24 protein-coding genes are annotated in these 21,410 nt (G+C 65.9%); 8 read left to right on the forward strand and 16 right to left on the reverse strand.

Features of this window, described 5'->3' with window-relative positions:
- Positions 1–24: 24 nt before the first annotated feature.
- The 8 genes from JNUCC0626_RS47190 to JNUCC0626_RS47225 form a co-directional block, all read right to left on the reverse strand.
- On the reverse strand, positions 25–1,101 hold the full coding sequence (locus JNUCC0626_RS47190) for an HAD-IIIC family phosphatase (protein WP_394617123.1): 1,077 nt from the start codon (positions 1,099–1,101) through the stop codon (positions 25–27).
- Positions 1,094–2,212: an acyl-CoA dehydrogenase family protein gene (locus tag JNUCC0626_RS47195; protein ID WP_394617124.1), complete on the reverse strand. Its 1,119-nt coding sequence runs from the start codon at positions 2,210–2,212 to the stop codon at positions 1,094–1,096. The genes JNUCC0626_RS47190 and JNUCC0626_RS47195 overlap by 8 nt, the downstream gene beginning before the upstream one ends.
- Positions 2,205–2,486: an acyl carrier protein gene (locus JNUCC0626_RS47200; protein ID WP_394617125.1), complete on the reverse strand. Its 282-nt coding sequence runs from the start codon at positions 2,484–2,486 to the stop codon at positions 2,205–2,207. The genes JNUCC0626_RS47195 and JNUCC0626_RS47200 overlap by 8 nt, the downstream gene beginning before the upstream one ends.
- On the reverse strand, positions 2,483–3,346 hold the full coding sequence (locus JNUCC0626_RS47205; protein ID WP_394617126.1) for a 3-hydroxyacyl-CoA dehydrogenase family protein: 864 nt from the start codon (positions 3,344–3,346) through the stop codon (positions 2,483–2,485). The genes JNUCC0626_RS47200 and JNUCC0626_RS47205 overlap by 4 nt, the downstream gene beginning before the upstream one ends.
- 109 nt (positions 3,347–3,455) lie before the next feature.
- A complete protein-coding gene (locus JNUCC0626_RS47210) occupies positions 3,456–4,139 on the reverse strand; it encodes an O-methyltransferase (protein WP_394617127.1) in 684 nt (227 codons plus the stop codon).
- A gap of 91 nt (positions 4,140–4,230) precedes the next feature.
- A complete protein-coding gene (locus tag JNUCC0626_RS47215) occupies positions 4,231–5,028 on the reverse strand; it encodes a CPBP family intramembrane glutamic endopeptidase (RefSeq protein WP_394617128.1) in 798 nt (265 codons plus the stop codon).
- Between the two features lie 64 nt (positions 5,029–5,092).
- Positions 5,093–6,019, reverse strand: coding sequence for a hypothetical protein (locus JNUCC0626_RS47220; RefSeq protein WP_394617129.1), 927 nt, complete (start codon positions 6,017–6,019; stop codon positions 5,093–5,095).
- Between the two features lie 68 nt (positions 6,020–6,087).
- Positions 6,088–6,933 carry a helix-turn-helix transcriptional regulator gene (locus tag JNUCC0626_RS47225; RefSeq protein ID WP_394617130.1) on the reverse strand — a complete coding sequence of 282 codons (846 nt, stop codon included), beginning with the start codon at positions 6,931–6,933 and terminating at the stop codon, positions 6,088–6,090.
- Between the two features lie 102 nt (positions 6,934–7,035).
- Here JNUCC0626_RS47225 and JNUCC0626_RS47230 point away from each other — a divergent pair, with 102 nt between their 5' ends.
- Positions 7,036–7,533: an SRPBCC family protein gene (locus tag JNUCC0626_RS47230; protein ID WP_394617131.1), complete on the forward strand. Its 498-nt coding sequence runs from the start codon at positions 7,036–7,038 to the stop codon at positions 7,531–7,533.
- Here the strand turns inward: JNUCC0626_RS47230 and JNUCC0626_RS47235 are convergent.
- Positions 7,490–8,029 (reverse strand): helix-turn-helix domain-containing protein, encoded by a 540-nt coding sequence (locus JNUCC0626_RS47235; RefSeq protein WP_394617132.1) that lies wholly within the window; start codon positions 8,027–8,029, stop codon positions 7,490–7,492. The genes JNUCC0626_RS47230 and JNUCC0626_RS47235 overlap by 44 nt on opposite strands.
- A gap of 88 nt (positions 8,030–8,117) precedes the next feature.
- On the opposite strand from JNUCC0626_RS47235, the gene JNUCC0626_RS47240 reads away from it, so the two are divergent.
- From JNUCC0626_RS47240 to JNUCC0626_RS47255, 4 genes are all read left to right on the forward strand, one after another.
- Positions 8,118–8,999 (forward strand): alpha/beta hydrolase, encoded by an 882-nt coding sequence (locus JNUCC0626_RS47240; protein ID WP_394617133.1) that lies wholly within the window; start codon positions 8,118–8,120, stop codon positions 8,997–8,999.
- A 99-nt stretch (positions 9,000–9,098) separates the two neighbouring features.
- Positions 9,099–9,920, forward strand: coding sequence for a hypothetical protein (locus tag JNUCC0626_RS47245; protein ID WP_394617134.1), 822 nt, complete (start codon positions 9,099–9,101; stop codon positions 9,918–9,920).
- Entirely contained in the window at positions 9,917–10,222 is a 306-nt protein-coding gene (locus JNUCC0626_RS47250; protein WP_394617135.1) for a winged helix-turn-helix domain-containing protein, read from the forward strand. Before JNUCC0626_RS47245 ends, JNUCC0626_RS47250 begins: the two co-directional genes overlap by 4 nt.
- 109 nt (positions 10,223–10,331) lie before the next feature.
- Positions 10,332–10,571 carry a hypothetical protein gene (locus tag JNUCC0626_RS47255; RefSeq protein ID WP_394617136.1) on the forward strand — a complete coding sequence of 80 codons (240 nt, stop codon included), beginning with the start codon at positions 10,332–10,334 and terminating at the stop codon, positions 10,569–10,571.
- An 83-nt stretch (positions 10,572–10,654) separates the two neighbouring features.
- Here JNUCC0626_RS47255 and JNUCC0626_RS47260 read toward each other — a convergent pair whose 3' ends face one another.
- The 4 genes from JNUCC0626_RS47260 to JNUCC0626_RS47275 all read right to left on the reverse strand — a co-directional run bounded on the left by JNUCC0626_RS47260 (position 10,655) and on the right by JNUCC0626_RS47275 (position 12,962).
- Positions 10,655–10,894, reverse strand: coding sequence for a hypothetical protein (locus tag JNUCC0626_RS47260; protein WP_394617137.1), 240 nt, complete (start codon positions 10,892–10,894; stop codon positions 10,655–10,657).
- A gap of 129 nt (positions 10,895–11,023) precedes the next feature.
- A complete protein-coding gene (locus tag JNUCC0626_RS47265; protein WP_394617138.1) occupies positions 11,024–11,242 on the reverse strand; it encodes a hypothetical protein in 219 nt (72 codons plus the stop codon).
- A gap of 518 nt (positions 11,243–11,760) precedes the next feature.
- The gene (locus JNUCC0626_RS47270) at positions 11,761–12,093 is read right to left on the reverse strand and encodes a PadR family transcriptional regulator (protein ID WP_394617139.1); all 333 of its coding nucleotides are present in this window, start codon (positions 12,091–12,093) and stop codon (positions 11,761–11,763) included.
- A 98-nt stretch (positions 12,094–12,191) separates the two neighbouring features.
- A complete protein-coding gene (locus JNUCC0626_RS47275) occupies positions 12,192–12,962 on the reverse strand; it encodes a hypothetical protein (protein ID WP_394617140.1) in 771 nt (256 codons plus the stop codon).
- Between the two features lie 261 nt (positions 12,963–13,223).
- Here JNUCC0626_RS47275 and JNUCC0626_RS47280 point away from each other — a divergent pair, with 261 nt between their 5' ends.
- From JNUCC0626_RS47280 to JNUCC0626_RS47290, 3 genes are all read left to right on the forward strand, one after another.
- The gene (locus tag JNUCC0626_RS47280) at positions 13,224–13,532 is read left to right on the forward strand and encodes a hypothetical protein (protein WP_394617141.1); all 309 of its coding nucleotides are present in this window, start codon (positions 13,224–13,226) and stop codon (positions 13,530–13,532) included.
- A gap of 469 nt (positions 13,533–14,001) precedes the next feature.
- Positions 14,002–14,181 carry a hypothetical protein gene (locus JNUCC0626_RS47285; RefSeq protein WP_394617142.1) on the forward strand — a complete coding sequence of 60 codons (180 nt, stop codon included), beginning with the start codon at positions 14,002–14,004 and terminating at the stop codon, positions 14,179–14,181.
- Between the two features lie 115 nt (positions 14,182–14,296).
- A complete protein-coding gene (locus JNUCC0626_RS47290; protein WP_394617143.1) occupies positions 14,297–14,515 on the forward strand; it encodes a hypothetical protein in 219 nt (72 codons plus the stop codon).
- A 166-nt stretch (positions 14,516–14,681) separates the two neighbouring features.
- Here the strand turns inward: JNUCC0626_RS47290 and JNUCC0626_RS47295 are convergent, their stop codons facing one another.
- From JNUCC0626_RS47295 to JNUCC0626_RS47305, 3 genes are all read right to left on the reverse strand, one after another.
- Complete coding sequence (locus JNUCC0626_RS47295) at positions 14,682–14,891, reverse strand: hypothetical protein (RefSeq protein ID WP_394617144.1); 210 nt, start codon at positions 14,889–14,891, stop codon at positions 14,682–14,684.
- A 713-nt stretch (positions 14,892–15,604) separates the two neighbouring features.
- The gene (locus JNUCC0626_RS47300; RefSeq protein ID WP_394617145.1) at positions 15,605–19,270 is read right to left on the reverse strand and encodes a hypothetical protein; all 3,666 of its coding nucleotides are present in this window, start codon (positions 19,268–19,270) and stop codon (positions 15,605–15,607) included.
- Between the two features lie 183 nt (positions 19,271–19,453).
- Complete coding sequence (locus JNUCC0626_RS47305; protein ID WP_394617146.1) at positions 19,454–21,142, reverse strand: DUF6119 family protein; 1,689 nt, start codon at positions 21,140–21,142, stop codon at positions 19,454–19,456.
- Positions 21,143–21,410 lie beyond the last annotated feature (268 nt).

A 21,410-nucleotide genomic window follows, 5' to 3' on the forward strand; every position in this document is an offset into this window, starting at 1 on the left:
GTGGTGCGTTTGTCGGGGAGACCCCTAGACAGCGTCGGCGAACTCCGCGATGAGCCGCACCGTGTCCGGCAGATCCCGGTGTTCGGGCACCAGGTGCAGGTGCTGCACCTGCTGCTGCGCACCGAGGTCCGCTCCTGCCGTGCAGTCGCACGGGTCTGTGGTGAACCCGGCGAAGCGGTAGGCGATGTCCATCATGCGGTTGCGTTCGGTCGGCCTGAAGTCGGCGACCAGGTGCACCCCGGCCCGGGCCGCGCGGTCGACCAGCCAGTTCAGGATCGCGGCACCGGCGCCGAACTGCACCACCCGGCACGACGTGGCGAGCAGCTTGAGGTGCCAGAAATCGGTGTTCTTGGCCAGCAGCAACACGCCGACGGCACCGTGCGGGCCGAACCGGTCGGACATGCTGATCACCAGGACCTCGTGATCGGGGTCGGAGCACAACTCCCGCAACGTGCTGTCCGAGTAGTGCACCCCGGTCGCGTTCATCTGGCTGGTGCGCAGCGTGAGTTCCTCGACCCGGCCCAGGTCCTGCGGCTCCGCCTGGGCGATCCGCATCTCGAGTTCCAGCGTGCGCAGGAAGTTCTCGTCCGGACCGCTGAACTCGGTCTGCGCGGCGGCACGGCGGAAGTTCGCCTGGTACATCTGGCGCCGGCGGCGGGAGTCCTCGGTGATCGTCGCCGGGGTGAACTCGGGCAGGCCCGGCAGTTCGAGCACCTGCGTGTGCGAGTAGCACCGCACCTCCGGCAGGTGGTACTCGACCTCGGCGCGTTCGGTGGGCCGGTCGTCGATGAACGCGATCGCGGAGTGCGCGAACTTCAACTCGTCGGCGATCGCACGCACGGAGTCGGACTTGGGGCCCCAGTTGATCGCCGGCAGCACGAAGTACTCGGCGACGCCCAGTTCCTCCAGCCGTGCCCAGGCGTGGTCGTGATCGTTCTTGCTGGCGATCGACTGCAGGATGCCGCGCGAGTCCAAGGTCTTGATCACGTCGAGCACCTGCGGGGGCACGTGAACTTCGCCGTCCTCCAGCAAAGTGCCCTGCCACAACGTGTTGTCCAAGTCCCAGACAAGACATTTGACCTGCGACTGGAGTTCAGACATGCGTGCCTCCCGCGGCCATCGCCTGCTCTGCGAGCAACAGCTGACAAATCTCGCTGGTGCCTTCGATGATCTCCATGAGCTTCGCGTCCCGGTACGCGCGATCGATCACCGTGCCACCGTGCGCGGCCTTCGAAGCCAGCACCTGCATCGCGGAAGCGGCCGCCTGCGCGGCGTTGCCGGCACTGACGTGCTTGGCGAACACCGCCGCCATCGCCAGTTCGGGATCACCCGAATCCCAGCAACGGCTGGCGTGCGTGCAACTCAGGGTGGACACCTGCTCGCCGATGAAGAGTTCGGCCAACCGCTTGGCCACCAACTGGTGTTCGACGAGCCGCTTGCCGAACTGGGACCTGTTCCCCGCGTGCGCGGTCGCTTCACGCAGGCAGGCCCGGAGAATGCCGACACAGCCCCAGGCGACGGACATCCGTCCGTACGTCAGCGCGGTGGTGATCACCATCGACAGGTTCTGCCCACCCCCGCCGAGCACCGAGTCGGCCGGCAGCCGCACCGAATCGAGAAGGATCTCGGAGTGCCCGGCCGCCCGGCACCCGGCCGGATGGGGAACGGGTTCGACCCGCACACCAGGCGCGTCCCGAGGCACGACGACCACCGCGGCACCGTCACCGAACCTGCCGACGACCAGGAGCACGTCGGCGTACGCGGCCGCGGTGATCCACGACTTCGTGCCGGTCACCACGACCTCGTCACCGTCGGCCTCGATCACGGTGCCGATGCCCGACAGATCGCTGCCCGCGTCCGGTTCGCTGAAACAGATCGCGGCCAGCCCACCCGTTGCCAGCATCGGCAAATAGGTGCGGCGCTGAGCTTTGTCGCCGAGCCGTCCGATGGTCCAGGCGGACATCCCGTGCGAGGTCTGCACGCTGCGCACCGAACTGCACAGGCTGCCCGTGAAGGCGGTGAGCTCACCGTTCTCCAGGCTGCTCAGCCCAAGACCGCCGTACTCCGCGGACACCTGCGCGCACAACAGCCCACGCGAACTCAACTCGCGCAACAGCGGCATCGGCAGCGCGCCGGCCAGGTCCCAGGCGTCGGCCTGATCGCCGATGAGCTTGGCGATCAGCGCACGTGCGTCGGAGAGGTGATCAGCCATCGCTGTCGGCGCCCTGCAAGCGCTCCACCAGAGCGGTCATCGACCGCACGCTCCGGAAGTTGTCGAGCTTGAGGTCCGAACCGACCACCGCGACCCCGAACGTGCTCTCCAGGTACACCACCAACTGCATCGCGAACATGGACGAGACCAGCCCGCTGGCCATCAGGTCCTGGTCCGGCTCCACAGTGGACTTGAGCTTGGTCTCCAGATACGCCTGCACGGCGCTCTCGACGTTCTCGACGGTGGTGGTCGACATGCTCTGATCGATCGTCACGACAAAGTCTCCCTGTACTGGTAAAAGCCACTGCCCGACTTGTAACCGAGTTCGCCGTCGCGCACCTTCGCCAACAACTGCTCGCACGGCATGTACCGCTGCTCACCGGTTCGTTCGTAGAGCGCCACGAGCGAGTCGGCGAGGTTGTCCAACCCGATGAGATCGGCGGTGCGCAGCGGACCGGTCCGGTGCCCCAAACACCCCACCATCAACGCGTCCACGTCCTCAGCGGTGGCCACCTTCTCGCCCACCAGCCGCGCGGCGTCGTTGAGCATGGGGTGCAACAACCGACTGGTGACGAAGCCAGGTGAATCCCCGACCACAACAGCCCGCCGGTTCAGCCGCCCCAGCAACGCCTGCAGCCCGGCCACAGTCGCGTCACTGGTGTAACGACCCTTCACGACCTCGACCAGGTCGATCAGGTACGCCGGGTTCATGAAGTGCGTGCCCACCAACTGCTCCGGCCGCGGCAACGCCACGGCGAGCTCGTCGACGGGAATGCCGGAGGTGTTCGTGATCAGCGGGACGCCCTCACCGACGACCGTCGCCACCTCGGCCAGGACCTTCGTCTTCGTGTCCTTGTGCTCGAAGATCGCCTCGACCACGGCGTCCACTCCGGACAGTTCGTCCATCGAGGTGGTGGTCACCATCTCGCCGGGCACGCCGTCAGCCGGCAGAGCACCCATCATGCGTGCGTGCCGCAGCTGGAACTCGACCGTGTGCCGGGCCTTGTCGAGAGCGGCCAGATCGTTGTCCAGCACGACAACCCGCATGCCGCTGCCCACCGCGAGCGTGGTGATGCCGACCCCCATCACCCCGGCGCCGACAACAGCGAGCGATCGCTTCTCGGGATCAGCCACCAGCACACTCCTTCGTTTCACACAACCGGCTGCCGCTCATGAAACTCAACCGAAAAGTAGCGAAGGCCAGGGCGGAGCGGCATCGGCTAGCACGCCTCGACTAGCGGTCTCAACAGACATTTCGACCTGTTGAGACTTTGCGCGCCAAGGTGATCCCGTCGGCCATGGGCAGCATCGCCAACTCCACCCGATCGTCCTTGAGCAGGAACGAGTTGAGCTCGCGCACGGCAACGGTGTCCTCATCGTGAACGCCGTCGTCGATCACACGACCGAAGAACACCGTGTTGTCCAAGACGATCAGCCCACCCGGCCGCACCAGCCGCAACGCGTGCTCGTAGTAGCCCCGGTACCCAGCCTTGTCGGCATCCACGAACACCAGGTCGACCGTGCCGGCCCCGTCCTGCTCGACCATCTGGGCCAGCAACTCCTCGGCCGGCCCGACCCGCACCTCGATCAGCTCGGACACACCGGCCCGTTCCCAGTACGGCGCGGCGATCATCGGCCACTTCTCCGAGATGTCCATCGTGATCAGCCGCCCACCAGCCGGCAACGCCCGAGCCATGCAGAGCGTGCTGTACCCGGTGAACGTGCCGACCTCCACCACCGTCTTCGCCTGCGTCAGCGCGACGAGGAACGCGAGGAACTGGCCTTCCTCGGCCATGATCTGCATCGCCTGGCCCATCGGCAGTTCGACGGTCTCCCGTCGCAACTCCGCGAGGATGTCGTCGTCCCTCAGCGACACCGCCCTGACGTAGTCGAGCAATGCGGGTGAGAACTCTGTCTGCTGCGCCATTCTCCCGAGTTTGGGAAAGACCTCACCGATGTCCACCCGTCGTGCGGCAGGACAGGTGAAGACTGGCGGCAATCTCGAATGTGCCGGGAAATCATGTCCGCACGGGCCGGCGCGACGAGATCGCCGCGACCGCGACGAGGAGTTGCACCGCGAGGGCCACGGTCTGCGTCACCGGCGAGTAGGCGTTCAGCACGGCCGCCGTCGCGTTGACTCCGAAGTGGACGGCGATGGCCGAGGGCACCCCGCCCAGTTCGTAGGCGTACCCGGTCAGCATCGCCATCGGGAACACGCTGAGCGAGAACAACAACCCGCTCCAGCTCAGCAGCCCGAAGCCCGCCTGCACGGTTCCCGTCATGAAGAACAACGGCAGGTGCCAGACCGCCCACGCCGCACCGAGAACCAGTCCGACGCGGACGCGCCCCGTCCTCTCCAGCAGGCGCGGGTAGGCCGTGCCGCGCCAGCCCGGCTCCTCGGCGAGCGGGCCGCCGACGAGCATGCTGACGAAGAACGGCGCCGCGCCACCGGCGGTCGCGATCAGCGCCGTTCCCGCGTCCAGGCTCAGCGCCGGACCGCCGAGCGCCTGCGCGAGCGCCGCGCCACCGGCCACCGTCGCGACGGCCAGCGCCAGCAGGGGCAACGCCCAGAACAACCGGGCGTTCAGCCGGAACCTGACGGTGTGGACGGGAACCGGTCCGCGGCGCAGCCTGACCGCGATCGCGCCGAAGACCGGCCCGAACCCGCCGAGCAGGAACGGGATCACCGTCGGGAACGTCGTCGGCGGCTGCCCGAGCACGATCGCGACGAGCCAGCACCCCCACGTGGTGATGAAGGTGACCGCGAAGAACGTGGCGAGGCCACTCCCTCGACCGGCCCGCGCGCTGTCGCCCATCTCTGCTCCTCGGATCGATATCAGTTTCGGGAACATTATCAGATCTGATATCGATGTCGAGCCCTCAGCGCCCGAGGTGCGCCAGCAGCAGGTTCGGGTCCTGAGCGGTGAGGTAGGCGGCGCTCGGCACGTAGACGGTCCGGCCGCGCACCGCGATCGAGGTCGGGCCCTGCAGGCCGTCGGCGGCGGTCAGCACCACCTCGTGCCTGCCGTTCGGCCTGACCAGCGCGACCTCGTTCACGGTGTCCAGCGCGGCGATGATCTCGTCGCCCCTGCCGGTGAACGCGAAGTCGTCGATGCCGGTCAGACCGGTGGCGACGACCTCGACCGCGCTTCCGTTGGAGCGCAACGGGATACGCAGGACCGTTCCCCGGTCGAGGTTGGTCACCCACACCGCGCCGTCGTGCAGCTTGAGGCCGTTCGCGCCGAGGAAACCGTTCGGCTTGAGCTCCTGGCCGGACGACCAGACGGTCGCGCCACCGGTCGTCGGCACCTTCCACACGGCGCCGGTGGAGTCGGCGACGTAGAGGGTGCGGGTGCGCTGGTCGAGCGCGAGACCGTTCGGCAGGCTGTCGGCGGGCAACGGCGCGATGCGGCGCGGTGTCCCGCCCGGACGCAGGCTCCACACGCCGGTGAGGTCCGCGGTTCCGGTGGCGTACAGGAAGTACAGCGTGCCGTCGGACGCGACCGTCAACGGGAAGCCGAGTGCGGGCGTGCCGGTGCCGCCGTCCGCGGGTGCGGGGAGCGTGGCCAGGATCCGGACCTCGCCGCGCGGGGAGATCTCGGCGATCTGCCTCGCCTTGGCGAAGGTGACGTACGCGGTTCCGTTGGGAGACAACACGATGCCTTCGGGCGTCTGCCCCTTGCCCAGGTCGAAGTGCTGGACGATGTGCGGGGCGCACAACGCGGCGGCGTGGGCCGGGGTGGCGGCGAACGTTGTCGCAGCCAGGATCGCGGCGACGAACGCCTTGCGGACGTGCTTCGCGGACATGGTTTCCTCACTGTTTTCGGGCATGCGGCAGCGCCGCACCCTGCTGATGTTGTTGCTGTGCGGCGGTTCTACGCCTGGATGAGGTGAGCGAGCAGCGACAGCGCCGCGTCCGACGGCGAGCCCGGCCGCGCGGTGGCGACGACGATGTTCGGACTCGGTCCGTTGCTCAGGGTCTGCTGCGTGACGACCAGCGGGCCGACGAGCGGGTGGCGCATCTCGTACTCGGCCGTGGCACAGGCTTTCACGCGGTGGTCGGCCCACATCGAGGCGAAGTCGGTGCTCTTCGCGCTCAGCTGCCCGACGAGTTCGTGCAGCGCGGCGTCGTCGGGGTGCTGCCCCGCCACCAGGCGCAGGTTCCCGACCACCGCCTTGGCCTTGCCGTGCCAGTCCGCGTACAGCTCACGCGTGTGCGCGTCGAGGAACACGAGCTGGGCCATGTTCGGGCGTTCCGCGACCCGGTCCACGGCGGTGAAGTCGAGATGCCCCGCGAACAACGCGTGCCCGAGCCTGTTCCAGCTCAGCACGTCGCTGCGCCTGCCGAGCACGATCGCGGGAACGTCCGCCAGCGCGTGCAGCAACTGCCCGGTCGCCTCCGGCACGCGTTCGGGACCGGGCCGGCGCCGGCGGGCCTGCTTAGCGGGCTTCGCCAACGTGTGCAGGTGCTGCCGTTCCGCGTCGTCCAGCCGCAACGCGGTGGCGAGCGCGTCGAGCACCTCGGGTGAGGCGCTCGGGGAGTGTCCCTGTTCGAGCCGGGTGTAGTAGGACACGCTGACCCCGGCCAGCTGCGCCAGTTCCTCCCGCCGCAGCCCCGGCACGCGGCGCCGTTCGCCGTAGGTCGGGACGCCGACGTCCTCCGGGCGCAGCTGCGAGCGCCGCGTCTGGAGGAAGTCCCCGAACCGTGCCGTTCCGCTCATGGAATCGAGTATGGGCTCGGCCGGGTCGGGTTACCTCTCCCAGGCAGGGATACGCAGAGCTGGGAGTGGTCCACCTGGGAGCGTCCCGCTGAAGTGGGTTCCATGAGCATTGTCACCGAACTGGACCCGTCCGACTTCACCTTCACGCGGCACGCGTGGATCGATGCCGTTCCCGCCGACGTCTACCGCCTGATCAGCGACGTGTCCGCGATCAGTCGCTGGAGTCCCAACGCGAGCGACGTCGCGTTCGACGAGGGTTCCGGGCCCGAGGCGGGCGCGTGGTTCAGCGGCCGCAACCGCAGGGACGGCAACGAGTGGACCACCCGGTCACAGGTGGTGAAGGCAGAACCGGGAGCCGTGTTCGCCTACGTGGTCGACGGCATCGTCGAGTGGAGCTGGACGTTCCAGGCCCGCGACGGCGGGACCGTCGCGGAGCAGTCGTGGCGTTTGCTGCGGATGGATCCCGTGCTCGGCGCAAGCCGTGCGGACGTGGAGGCGTTGCGCGACTACATGGCGGCGAGCGCCGAGACCACGCTCACCGCGCTCGCCGACTGGGTCACGAGGAACCCTTCGGCTCGTCGGGCACCACGACGAGGCTGACGACCCTGCGCCGGCGTGCGCCGTCCCGCGCCCCGCCCGTCCGGGACATGACCGCGTGCTGGATCTCCGCGACCATCGCGGCGTGTTCCTCGTCGGTCAGCCACACCGCGGCCTGCTGGTAGACCACGCCGTCCACGTGCGGGTCCGCGTCGGCATGGGCGAGGTAGCGGTCGAAGTCGCCCATGAGCGAGGCGGCGAACGTCGAGTACGACCGCTGGTGGTCTTCCCTGGTCATCGTGGCGCGCGCGTCCTGGTCGACCGTGGCGGCCTCCTTGCGCACCCGGTAGCTGCGCTCGACCGTGCCGCGCACGCGCCGTTCGTCCGCGACCTCCAGGACACCGCTCTCCGCGAGGACCGCGACGTGCCGGTACATGGTCGCCGGCGCGATGTCGGGCAGGCGTTCCCTCAGCTGGGCCGTGGTCAGCGGGTCGGTTTCGAACAACGCCTGCAGGATGCGCATCCGCACGGGATGCAGGAGGAGGTCCGCGGTCGCCATGACCGCATCGTCTCACGTGCGGTAATGTTATCAGAGTCGATAATATTCGTGGCGCCGAGAGACGTGCGGAGCTGGGACTTTGCGGAACTTGGACCTGACGATCATTGCCCGTGACGGCGCAACGCTGGCGGGCACGCTGTCCGTGCCGGACGGACCCGGACCCCATCCGGCCGTCCTGCTGCTGCACGGATCCGGGCGGCTGGACCGCGACGGCAACGCCGGACGGCTGAAGCCGAACCTCGGCCCGGCACTCGCCGAATCGCTTGCCCGGCAAGGAATCGCGTCCTTCCGTTACGACCGGCGCGGAGTAGGGGCGTCCTCCGGCGACTGGCTGACGACCGGGTTCGTCGACAACCGGGAGGACGCCGTCGCGGCAGTCGAAGCTCTCGCGGCCCGCCCCGACATCAGCCGTGTCGGCGTCATCGGGCACAGCGAAGGCGCGTTGCACGCCATGGCGCTCGGTTCCCACCCCGATGTCGCGGCCGTCGTCCTGCTGGCGGGGTTCGCCCGCACCGGCGAGGACGCCATGCGCTGGCAGGCCGAGGCCGTCGCCCGCGGACTGCCCGCGCCGTTGCGACCGTTGGCCCGGCTGGCGATCCGGCGGATGATCCGCCTCAAGGCGCCCGGACCGGACGTAGTCCGCGTCGCCGGGAAGCGCGTGAACGCCCGGTGGACGCGCGAGATGCTGGGCCACGACACCAGGTCCGACCTCGCGCGCGTCCGCGTTCCGGTGCTGGCCGTGACCGGCGAGAAGGACATCCAGGTCGACCCCGACGACCTGCACCGGATCCACGCCCTCGTCCAGGGCGAGACGGAGGTCCAGAGGGTTCCCGAGCTGACGCACCTGCTCCGCCGAGACCCCGGCCGTGCGTCGATGTTGTTCTACCCCAGGCAGTTGCGGCGGCCGGTGGATGCCGAGCTGATCAGCACCACGACGTCCTGGCTCGCCCGCGCCCTCACCTCGGAGTGACGCACAACCCACTGGTTCGGCAGGCTTTCGTGCCCCGTTTGACAAGTCAGGTTTGCAATGCAAACCTGATTACATCTTAATCATGTTTGGGGGAACACGATGAGCGATCCTGGCGAGCTGCTAGACGAACTGGCCGACCTGCGCAAGCGGGCCCGCGACGACCGCCACGGCTACTGGTTTCCGTTGCTGCTACTGGGAATCCTGACCCTCGGGTCACTCCCTCTGTCCCGCACGGACCCGAACCCGACCGACCACCTGGTCGACGGCGGCCCCGGCCCGTGGATCAGCCCGCTGACCCACCTCAGGCTCAAGACCGAGGTGCAGCAGACCCTCGCGCTGGAGCTGTACTGGCTGGCGGCACTGCTGGTGGCCGTGCTCGCGACGGTGTGGTGGTACCGGTGGCGGGCTCAGCGCGTCGGCGTGGAAACCCCGACGGACGGCTACGCGCAGGTCGCGTTGCTGGGGCTGGCGGCTGTGCTGCTCGGGATTCCGTTGAGCAGCAGCGTGATGCACGAGTACACGTTGTTCTACCCGACCCCGTTGCTCGCCGCGATCGTCATGGTGGTGCTGCTGGTGCCGGCGGTGCTCGCGTTCCGCACGAGGAGGCCGTTGCTCGTCCCGGTCGGCTTGCTGCTGACGTCGGTCGCGCTGTCGATGCTGCAGGTGCCCGACGTCGACGTAGATCTCGGCACGGGCGGCGGCGCCCAGTTCATGGCGATCGCGCTCGGACTGCTGACACTGGCATGGGTAGAACGCAGCGTCCTGTGCGCGGTGATCGGGGTGGTGTTCACCGCCTTCGCACTGATCGTCAACAATCGGCCCGTGGAAAACGACGCTCTGGGTGGCGCCACGGGCGTCCTGGTGCTCGCGGCCGTGCTGGTGCTGGGCGGTCTGGGCGCACTGGTGGCGAGGCGAGCGTGACCGAGCACCCGACGGCGGCGCTGGACGACGTAGTCCACCAGCGGCACAGACTGGGCATCCTCACCATCGCGGGCGAGGTGAAGCGAGTGGAGTTCGCGTACCTGAGGACAACGCTGAACCTCACCGCCGGCAACCTCTCACGGCACATCGCGGTGCTGGAGGAGGCCGGCCTGCTGGTGGTCGAGAAGGGCTACGACGGCAAGCGACCGAAGACGTGGGTCAACATCACACCCGCCGGACGCAAGGCGCTCGCCGCCGAGATGGCCGCGTTGCGCGCGCTCCTGGACCGCCACGGCAAGTGACGCACTGGTCCAGTTCGACCGGCAGGAACGGCACGCACAAGGTCTGGGTGCCCGAGCAGTTGCGGCGCCTCCTGGAGGCGGCACGTGGAGAGCGACTGTTCGCGGGTGGGTGCTGGAAGTCGCCACGCGCGTCGTTGCGGGCGTCAAGGTCAGGGCGGGCGGCGGCAAAGGCCAGAAGAGCCGCCGTTCGATGGCGCCGGAGGCGTTCACCATCGCAGCTATCGGAGCCCGCGTCGCAATGATCTGTTTGACGCACGCGAAAACCGAAGGCCCCTCATCTGTGCAGATGAGGGGCCTTCGGTTTGAAATGGGCGATACTGGGATCGAACCAGTGACCTCTTCGGTGTGAACTATGGCACCGACATCGCGCTGACCTGCGGAAACAAGACTTTGCAGGTCAGCGCGGGTTCGTTCAAGTCCATTGAGGACCGTTCAGTCATGTTCAGCGCACGGAGTTGCTCCCTCATCGCGAACTGTTTCGGTGGTGGCTTCCAGCAGAGTCTCGGGGCCGGTGAGTCCCGCGTGCAGCCACGTCCCGGCGGGCACTTGCCGGCCGATTCGGGGGCGGATGGCGCGCAGCAGCACGAGCGCGGCGCACGCGAGCGGAACCGCGCGGTTCGACGTCGTCCAGCTCGACCGGCTCGGCTCGACGTCGACCAGCCCGGCCTGCACGATCGGTTCCCACCCCGCCCTGCGCGCGGCGGGCTACCCGACGAGTTGGGGCGCGACGCACGTTCGAGCGCGTCACCGCGTAACCGACGCACAGCAGAACCAGAGAAACCGATCTGGCCCGCGCACGGCTCAGTGTTCTGCCTGAGGTATGTCGATTGCGCGGCGGGACTTCGCGGCCACGGACCGCTGCTGCGCGGTGCCGCCATGGCGCCAGGTGGTGAGGAGCAAGGCGAGCCGGTGGGGCCTGTCAGGGTCGGCCAGAATCCAGCAGATTGCTGTGATGGGAACCACGATAGCGATGATCAGCAGCGCGGCGCCGATCCAACCGGCGTCGAGGGCGGCGGCCACGGCCCCACCGATGCCTCCAGCAGCACCGATCCTTCCCGCCGCGCGCTTCGTACCCGGTCTCATCAGTCCACCGCCCGATAGGCGGCGGTGCGCAGGGCGATCGCAAGCCGGGGCGCGGCCACCAAGATGATGCTGAGGAACTCCAGCCACCGTCGCATCCGAGGGGCTCCCTGTTCACGAAGATCCAGCATCCAGGCCGCCCACTCCTCCCGGTGCTCATCCCTGAACTCGGCGGGTAGCAGGCGGCTTGCACCTCGGATCGTTCGAGAAGGTCGCGAAGCAGGCTTTTTGGGTGGACGACCCATGGCTGCCCTAGCCGCGAGGAAAGAGGTGACAGCAGCAACAAGAGCGAAGGCGGAACTAACCATGGAAAGCACGTTCAAGACCCGATCATCACTGAAAACGCCGCCGCTAATGACGACCCCAGCAACACCGACGGCAAGAGCCACAAGCATCGAGGACAGGTTGTGCGTGCGGCGCTGTCGCCGTGTGCGCTTCGGCATGGTTCGTGGCTCCTTTCAGTGTCCGGGGTGAGGACGAAGCGACGCAGAGCTGGTGCTGGCAGCGGCGGCGTCGTGTCGTGCAACCGCCTGGTAGGCGAGGGTGGCGCCGCTGCCGGTGAAGCGGTAGTAGCGACGGCGAGGGCGGCCCTGGTCCTCATGGTCAGCAGGGTCTTCCCAGAAGCTTTCAATCAGTCCTGCCTGTTGGAGCCGGTTGAGGATCGGGTGCAGGGTGCCGGTCTTGAGGTTGGTCTCCCGGGCGATGTCGAGGCCGTAGCGCGGGGTCGTCGGGTCCTCCAGCATCGCGCGCAGGACGTTGATCGTTTGCGGTGTCATTCGAGGTCCAGCCATGCCCTAAGTCTACCTAACTAGAGTTGTTAACTCTAGTTAGGTAGATGTGGGCGGGTCTGTGGTGGTGGCTGGCCCTGGCCGGGGTTGATTTGTGCTGTTCAGGGCGTGTGTGGTGGGTGGTTGTTGGTTGAGTGGGGTGGTGGGCCAACGTCCTGCTTGCGTCCTTGCGCACAGGACCGGATGACCATCGCGGCACCGTCGGTCATCCCGGCCTCGAAGTTGAACCACGCCGGCTTGGCGATGCCGGAGTCGCACTTCGGCATGTCGGACGATCTGCGGCTCGTCCATTCGCCCGCAGCCTGGCTGATACCGGCGCCGATGGAAACCCAGTCCCAGGTCCAGAACTGCCAGGTGGAGAAGTGTTCGAGTCTGGCTTCGAGAACGTGGGTCTCGCGGTTGTAGGTCGCCGGGTGCTCGGTCCATCCCGACGGGTCGTCCGAGCGGTAGGCGACTTGCACCGAGCCCTGCGCAGCGGCCTCCCTCAACGCTTCCGGCACCTGGAGGCTCGGCACCGGTCGGCCGATGACCTCACCGCTCGTGCTGAAGTCGACCGGAGCGGACACCGGGCTGTGCCGATCCCAGGGTGACTGGTCGGCATAGGCGGCGGCGACCGGCTTGTCGCCGGTGATCGCGCCGACCGGAACGCTCAGGTGCATGCCGTCGCGCAGGCTGATCGCCTGACCACTGGTGGCTGTCATCCCGGCTGCCGGGGAGTGCTGTTCTCCCGTGTTCTGGAGGAACGCGAGCACCAGGACGGCGACGACGAGGAGTGCTCCGGCCACATACGCCGCTCGGCGCCCGGAGATCGGTGCTCCTCCGCGTTCGGCGGCGGCCAGTCGCCGTTTCTCCTCCGCGTCGATCCGGGCCATGGCGAGCTTCGCCTGCGACTCCGCGGCGTGAGTCAGAACCCGTTTCAGGAGGACCTACCTTGACGAGAGTGCCCGGATTGCTGTCGATCCCGAGTTCGGCGCTGCACGAGGTACGTGGGCAGAAGCTGGTTCTCGGGCCGCCGAAGACTCCGGCGAGTGTGCGCGACGTGCACCTGCCGCTGTTCCTCGTCAAGGAGTTGCTGGCGAATCGTGACCGCAACCCGGACTCTCTCGCTTCGTACTACCCGGTGCGAGGGTGCGTTGCGGAGGCGATCCAACTTCCGGCAGCGGGTCTGGTTGCCAGCGCTGGCGGGCAACGAAATGCAGGGCTGGGCGCCGCTGAAAGAGGGCATGGTTTTTCATGGCCTGCGTCACGCGCAGGAGACTTGGCTCATCGAGGACGACGTGCCGCATGTGCTGAGGCTGGGGCGCAAGCGGAAGCACACCGACGACCGTTACTCGCACGTGACCGAAGCCATGATCAGCAGGATGCTGGCCCAGCTGCAGCTGCGCTGGGAACTCGACGGCGGATGGTCGTGGATCATGGAAGGCAAGGACGAGACCTGGTGACCACTTAGGTGTGTGAAGTCTGATGAACACTTAGGTACAGCGAATGTGTTTTTGGGGCTGTGCTCCCGAATTGCTCCCACGCAACGCAAACGGCCCGCCGATGGAATCCATCGACAGGCCGTCTGAACTGGTAAAACACACAATGGGCGATACTGGGATCGAACCAGTGACCTCTTCGGTGTGAACGGATCCTGTTGGGTATCAGACGGCCTGGCTGGTCTCAGGGTTTGTGTCCTGAGCTGGGTGAATGATCTGATCTTGTCTCGGGGGTATCCCGGTATCTCGCTGGTAGCTGGCCGTCTTAGCTACCGGATCTACTACCGGTTTGGAGCGGGCGTTGGTCACGTCGGTTGCTAATATTGGTCTAGGTGTGCTGTTGCGGCAGGTCGGCGGTCCTTTCTGGGGTCTCCGTGGGTTGCGCTGCATGACCTTGGATTGAGGTTTCGGGATAGGGTCTTTGGTGATCAGCTTGCGGATCTTCGTCACGCAGTCCACGTTGAGGATTGCTGAACTTTTAATCGGTGCGACTTTGGCTGATCATTCAGGTGCTGCCGCGGGTTTCTTGGTTGGTGATGTGCGCTCGACTTCCGAATTGGAAGGGCATGGAGGTGAACTTGATGGCGGCTTCGGAACTCTCATCAGTTTGTGAGTCGAGCGCAGTTGTGGGCTGTGACCATCATTGGGGTTGCGGTTGTGGAGCTGACCTTATTGTTTGGCTTTGGTAAGGTTTTCAGCCTTGGACTGCGTTTGGGTGTGCCCATTGAGTGGCTCTGCTTGTGGCGTCTGCGGTGGGCTTTTCGATTCTCGGCCTGCTGTTGGGCATCAGGCATCTCGTTTTGATCGGTGCGCCTGCTGCGGTGCTGCGCCCGGCGCGGCGACTGCTGATGTTCGCCAGCGCGGTCACTCTCGCGTTGGACAGGGCGGACCCTGTGGTTGCTGGTCACTTCGGCAAGGCGGTGTCGACGTCGGCCCACTGCTCTTGAACAGCTGAGCTGAAGTGGGGCCTGTTTACCTGCAGGCGATCACTGTCAGGGCTATGACGCGACGTGTCGTAGTGGTTTATCTGGGCAGCTCGCTTGTCCGGGCCAAGACGTGGCGCGCGTGCATATCCTGATCTTGAAAGCCCGGCGGGTCGGTCCCACCGGGCTTTCAATTGCTATCGCGACATCGCGGGCAGATCTGGTTGACGATGAGGTCTCCGTGCACGGTGCCGATCTGGTTCACGTCACCGTGCACCCCGCCTGTCACCTGGTTCGTGGCGTCCGACGCGCGTTCCCGCTGGCGCAGAAGCAGCTTGGCGAGTCCGTAGGAGTACCGAACCGAGAAGGTGATCAGACCCGCCACCAGAGCGAGTACCACGCCGGAGACGAGGATCTCTGCCGGATTTGGGCACGCTGAGCTACTTGGTGGTGCTCGAGAAACTTTGGGCGGCTCCGGCGAAGGTCATGCGTGGTAGTCGACGTCGAACTGCTGGACGTTACACAGACCTCAGGGCACACAGACTCATCGACTGAGTCTGAGGGCGGAGCTGACATCGCTCCCACGCCGCCATCGCTCCCATCAGCGCCCCGATCGAAGCCGGCTCCTCGAGCCGTGAGAGCTCGGGGCTAGCGGGGCGACCGCCGGGCCGATGGCGCTGGGGTTCCGAGGCGATGTGCGTGTACGTGGTTACCGCAAGCGCGGGCGTGGGGTTGACGCGCAGGCGGACGTCATTCGTGGCGTGGAGATGTTACTGGTGCGTTCTGGCCTATAGACCGGCCAGAACTGCGTTGAGGGATCAGGACTGGCCGCAGATCTCGACCTCATCGATCAGCGTCCACGCCGTGCCGTGTCGACTTCGATCTTGCCGTACTGGCCGGAGGTGTTCGCCAGTTTGGTCGCCCGGTAGCGCTTGGTCTACATCTTCGCGCTGACTGTGGGGGCGACGAGTGCGAACCTTGCGAAGCGCCGAACTCCAGCACGACCTGACGCTCGGCTTCCGCGCATTGCCTTGGAAGGTCCTCGTATGCTGGCCGCTATCCGTGCGAGGCCTTCGGCGATGGCCGGGATGACTTGACCGTGAGCTTCCGGGCCTAGGTTGCGAGCTTCACATCGAACTTGCCGTTCCGCTTCCGCAGGAAATTGGTGACCACACCAGCCTTTCTGAGATGGCTGAGGATCGTTCGGTGGTCATCGTCCACCGGTAGATCGAACCTGACCTTGTTGCGGTTCGCGAAGTTGCTGTAGGGCTCTCCGAGCGGTGCCAACACGTCGACGGTCTCTGACGCCGGCGGCAACGGTGACATGGTGGCCAGCAGGCGAAGTGTGAGGGTGCGATCGCGGGTGCTGGCGGCAATCCGGTACAGCTGGTCGACGGTGACGGTTCGCTGTCCAGCAACTGCGTAGTTCCCGGCGATGGAGAGGACCCCCGCGTCTTCGTGCGGCAGGTAATGCTGGAGCTCGTCGATGATCTTGTCGCCGATGGGGCGAGGTACCACCTTGCTACCGAGTAGTTCGCCGATGAAGCCAGCGAGCAGTTCAGGGCTCATGAACTCGGGGAACGCTTTGGATTTCACGATCGCGGCCTCTAGGGCCGGCCAACCCGCGCTTCGGAAGTGGGCGAACGCCGCAGCCGAGTCTTCGATCAGCTCGTTCTCGAGCAGGAGCGCGAAAAGGCTGCCGGCAACAGGTTCGACCTCGTTGGGGGCGATGTCTTCCTGGAGGTTCAGGCTTACGGCCAAAGTGACCCGCTGCCGGGGGTCGGGGATCACGTCAGCGGCGTTCAACACCTTGACAGCGACGGTGGCTGCGAGGTCCGGGGTGGTGTCGTTGGTGATCCTTCCGGCCTCCACGAGCAAGCGTGCGAGGGCGCCGTCGATCGTGCCGACCGAGGTGCTGTAGGCCTGCACGTTCGTGGCGGTGGATTCGAAGAGGCGGTGTGCGGCGAGGTCTGGCCAGCACTCTTCGGGAGCGGCATCCAGCTGTTTCAGCCGGCTTTCGAGTGCGGCCATGGAGATGAAGGTCCGGAGTTCGTCGGTCGTCCAGCTGTTGACGACGGTGGTGAGAACCTCGACGACCGCGGTTTCGGTAAGGGCGACATAGGGGGTGAGGTCATCGTGCTTGACCGCTTCGAGGTACTCCCGTTGGCTCGTCAAGCAGTAGTCGGATACCGGCGAGTTCTCACGTACAGAGTCGAAGCTGACGTCTCCGGCGGTGCCGAGAGCGACCCGCAGGTTGTCCGCCGTGAGTGCGTAGAGATGCCAGCCGACGAGCGTGTCCCGCATCGCACTGTCCAGTCCGGCGAGGCGAGAGATGACGACGTCCGCCTTCGCGATCAGCCCCACGACCTCGTTCGTGACGGTCTGGGGCTGAGGAGCAGTGAAGGCTTCCATTTCGAGGTAGTGCTCGGCGATGTAGTCGCGGACTTCGGGCCCGAGCTCGTACTTGGTGCTGCTTGTGCACCCGCGGAGAGCGGCATCGACGAGCGATGGGCGGATGTCTGCTGGGATGCTGTCGTCGCTGATGAGATGTGTGAACACCTGCAGCCATGGGCGTCGACTCAGCAGGGTTGCGAACGCCGGTCGCTGAGCACCGGAGTTGAGGTATGCCTTCAGGAACTCTTGAGCCTCGGCGCCGAAAGCAGATGCGACGGTGGCGGCGATGTCCGCGGCACCGGGATGGTCTCGCTGGAGGAGGTCGTCGAGCACCGCGATGTTGTAGGCGCTGACCGTGTGCAGGAAATCGGGTGGTGCCTCGGTCAGCAGGTTCGCGATGGCCGCAGGGCCGGTAAACGAGTGGTCGATGCTCATCTTGTTGGGCTGCACGGTCTGTACGAGGAAGTTGGCCACGTCGACCCCGGTGAAGTCGCCGTAGAACTGTGCCGCGTAGAGAGTGAAGTTGCGGTCGAGGTACCCGCGGCCAACGAGCTCGCGGGCCAGCTCTGACTGCATGACCTCCTCCACCATCTGAGAGAAAGTCCGTTCACCGTCCTCGGTGGACGACGTGAACCGGTCCTTGCCGACGAGGTCCTGGAAGTCCGCTCCGCGGAGAAGAGCGATCTCGGCGTTGAGGGCCTCGAGTAGGCCTTGGCCTGCTCGTCGATCGAACTGGGTCCAGTCTTCTGGTTCGGCGACTTCGGGAAAGACCTCTGCGATCTGATCGCGGTTGAGCCGTGTTACGTCGACCGGTTGGTACCCCTGATGGGTGGCTTGGACTGTGATCTGGCCGGTTTCGGCTACCTGCGTCCAGAACACTCGCGAGCTCACGCTGTTCTGTTCGTAAAGATCTGAACCGACGACGAATCGAATGCCTGACCAGCCTGCGCTACCGGAGGCGCCTTTGGCGGCCAGACCAAGGGCGACGAGGCGCCTCCCCAGCTTGGTGGCCGCCCTTTCCACTGCTTTGGGCATCGCAGCCCTCGAAAGGAGGTCACGCTTGTGCTTCTCTCGTACATCGATGGCGTGGCGCACCAGGCGTTTGTGGTGTTCGTAGAGGGTGTCGAGGTTGCTCTCTCGCCGTGCGATCTTCTCGAAGTCTCGCAGGTGGAAGTTCTTGTAGGCGACGAGCGCGAAGAGGTTGGTCGCCGTCAGGCCTGGGGCGATCTTGGTCGGGGTGAGCAGGCGCTCGGCGAACACCGCGTACTCGTTGCAGATGTTCTTCAGCAAGCGCATGTCGGTGCCGTACTGGGCGACCAACGCGATGAGGGCTCGGTTGATGTTCTCCTGTACGCCGTGTTCCTTGAGCAGGCCGTCCAGCAGTTCCCGAGCGTTGCGGTGCGAGATGAACGGCACGACAGGGATGACGACGTCGAAGAACTTCGTGCGGTTGGTGCGGATGGTCTCGGCCGCGGCGGTGTCACCGGTTGCCTTCTTCGTGTCGGATCCCAGCTCCTCGAAGAGGCTGTCCTTGATCGCGTAGACGAACCGCAGGGGCACGTCCTTCCTCTGCCGCTTGGCCGTGGCGTTGAGCAGGGTGTTCAGCTCGCGTAGCGCCTCGAAGATGTGGGGGTCGTCGAACCGGTCGAGATCTTCGAAGAGGACGACGTCGTGTGGAGCGGTGTCGAAGAAGTAGACGATCTCTTCCAGGTACTCGTCGAAATACGTTGCGGTCTGCTGGGTCAACTTGACCGTGGCGCCGGCTGCTGAGACGTCTGAAACCGACCAACGGCCGTAGATGAGCCGGCGCAGCGTGGCCAGTACCAGCACGGCCAGGAGAGCGAAGCCCACCCATGCCAGCACACGGATCGTTGTGGGTTGATTAGCTCCCGTGGCCGCGACCTTCGGGAGCAGGTTTAGAAACGCTAGGATTCCGCCGACGACGGCGACCACCGCCACGGCTTCCGCAAGGGCGCGCTTCCAGGACAACGGGCTGATGCGCTTGAAACGGGAGAAGGGGAAGTCATGAGGTGCTGCGCGGTACAGCAGCTGCTTGACGAGCTCCTTCTGGATCCTGTTGGTGAGGGTGGTGGTCTCCGATGTCGGTCCGAGCGTGGAGATCGCCACCCGCAGAGTCTTGTCCTTCTCGCGCTTGTCAACGAACTCATCGAGCACGCTGGACTTGCCCGTTCCGTACCTGCCGGTGAGGGCGATGTTCAGGTTTCTCTTGTTCTGCACCGCTTCTTGGAGAAGGCGAAGATAGGTCCCGTGTTGCTCGGCGACGTACCGCGAGGTCAACGATTCGAGCGACGCCTGCTTGGCCGGTGCGACAGGCGTCGTCGAGGTGGAACCGTCCAGTGGCTTCCCGCCGACCGCGTTGCTCATTCTGGCTCCACCTCGACACGACCTGTCGTCGACTTGCTGATCTACGAGTGTGATCCGCCGGTTCCGGTTCGGTTGTGCGACTCGCCGATACGTTTCCGGCACCGCTCGTCAGCCGGTCTGATGCGAGCTCGCTTTGGTCACCGGTCGTGTGACTCGTGGAAGACCCGGTTGCCGGCTACTGGGTCATGGAATGACAGTCACGTGCGCCGGGAATCCGTAGGTCGTTAGCGTTGTCCACGCGGACACCAGGGTCGACCAGGCGAAGGTGAAGAGGTTGTCCGCCGTGAGTGCCTTGTCGCTGTGGTGGATGGCGAAGACCAGGCTTCCTGGACGTGTTCCCAGCCGACTTGCGCGCTCGGGGTCCCGCTGGGCAACGACTTCGCGGAACTTCTCCCACATCTCGGGGTCGGTGAAGCTCTCCGCCGCGATGAGACCCTGGGCGAAAAGGTGGCTCAGCGGGCTCGACCCGGTGGCCGTGCTCGTCTTCTTGACGTGCACGAGCGAATTGTCAGGGCCTAGCAAGTCGCAAGCTTCGAACCCCTTGCGGTGCGCACGGGTCTTGACGAGCTTCTTGTCCAGGCACAGAAATCTGGAGTCGACGACCGCCACGTGCTCGCTGTACGCGCCTTCGACGACGACGCCGTCTGCGTTCTTGGGGGCGTCTGACCAGGCGGGCAGTTGCCATGGCGGAGGGTTGTCGAACGCCTTGTGCACGACGCGGTCGACGTGGCGGACGTACTCGTCGCCGAGTTCGTACCAGTCGCCGTCGAGCAGGATGTACCGGCCGGACGGGTTGAGCACTTCCGCGGCGATCCACTGCACGGCGGGCATTCCGTCTGTCGCGCTGTGACTGGCTTCGTCGTAACCGTCGATCTGACCGCTGCGCAGCGCTTGCAGCCGTGCCGCCGCGGAGACGTGGCGCAGCGGAGACGCGAGGTGGTTCAGCGTAAGGTCTGCGGTGTCGATCGCCGTGCCGTTCAGGGTTCCTTTGTAACGATGCACCTCGGGGCCGTCGAAGTACTTGGCAGGGTAGGCGACGCCTACCTCGCCCAATGCGGGCTCCGGCTTGGCGAGCATCGCGACGACAGCGCTGTCGAGGACTTCTCGGCGTTCGTCGCGGTTGGACACCCGACGGACCCGGCGCAGCGGGCCGAGTTCCTCGGAAACGGGATGCTCGCGGAGCACACGGCTGATCTCGCGGAGATCGGAGATCAGGCCGTCGCCGTGGACGCTCAGTGGCAACTTGAGTGACTCACCGCATTCGAGCCACAGGCGTGGATTGCGCCGGTACCTCGTCTTGCGCATGTGCGTTAGGTTGACCGTGATGTCGACGCGGGCCATCGCGGTGAGCTGCCGCACGAGCTCGGCGTGCTCGCGCAGACCAAAGCTCCACAACCCCTGTCCACTCGGCACGACGTTGCGGTCCACGCGGGATTTGGCGCTGAGAGCCCACCTGGTGACGTGTCTGATCTCGTCGTCGTCCACGACCCGGACCGCGAAGTCGATGCCGAATCCGCGGTCGATCGTGCTCTCGCGCACCAAGCGCCAGCCCTGGTTGAACGTCACGGTGAACGTCTCGTCGTCGAGGTCTACGAATAGCGCTGCCGAGGCCACGGTGCTGGTGAACGGGAGTTCGACCGTCGTGAGCGTGCGGACCATGGAAGTCCATTCGAGAGGCTCATCGTCCGACCAGCCCTCGACCAGAAGCCCATTCAGGTCGCCCACCCGTACGTCGTGAAGGCGGAACCTGTGCTGGTCGTCTATCGCACGTGCGCTGACGTGGTCACGCAGGTTCTCGCCGCCGAGCAACCGGTACAGGTTCACTCGGCGTGTTTCGGTCGGCGGGTCGGCCAGAGGCTCACCAATCACCACAGCGAGATACTCCGTCCGTCACGACGGCATGTCGTGGTCCGAACGGGCGTTCTGCGCCACTCGATGGTGTGATGGTCGTTGCTGGGCAAGTAGTTCTCTGAGAATGGGACACCAAAGTGGACACAGGTCAGAATTCGGTTCCGCAGATTGCCGGACTCGGCCGTCCATGTCCAACGGTTGGAGGGCTGGCCCTGCGCCGACGTGCACTTCGTCCCTCGCAAACTGACCTTGAACATTGCTCGAATCTGATCAGATCGAGACTTGCCCG

The sequence above is a fragment of the Lentzea sp. JNUCC 0626 genome, assembly GCF_043632865.1.
GTDB lineage: Bacteria > Actinomycetota > Actinomycetes > Mycobacteriales > Pseudonocardiaceae > Lentzea.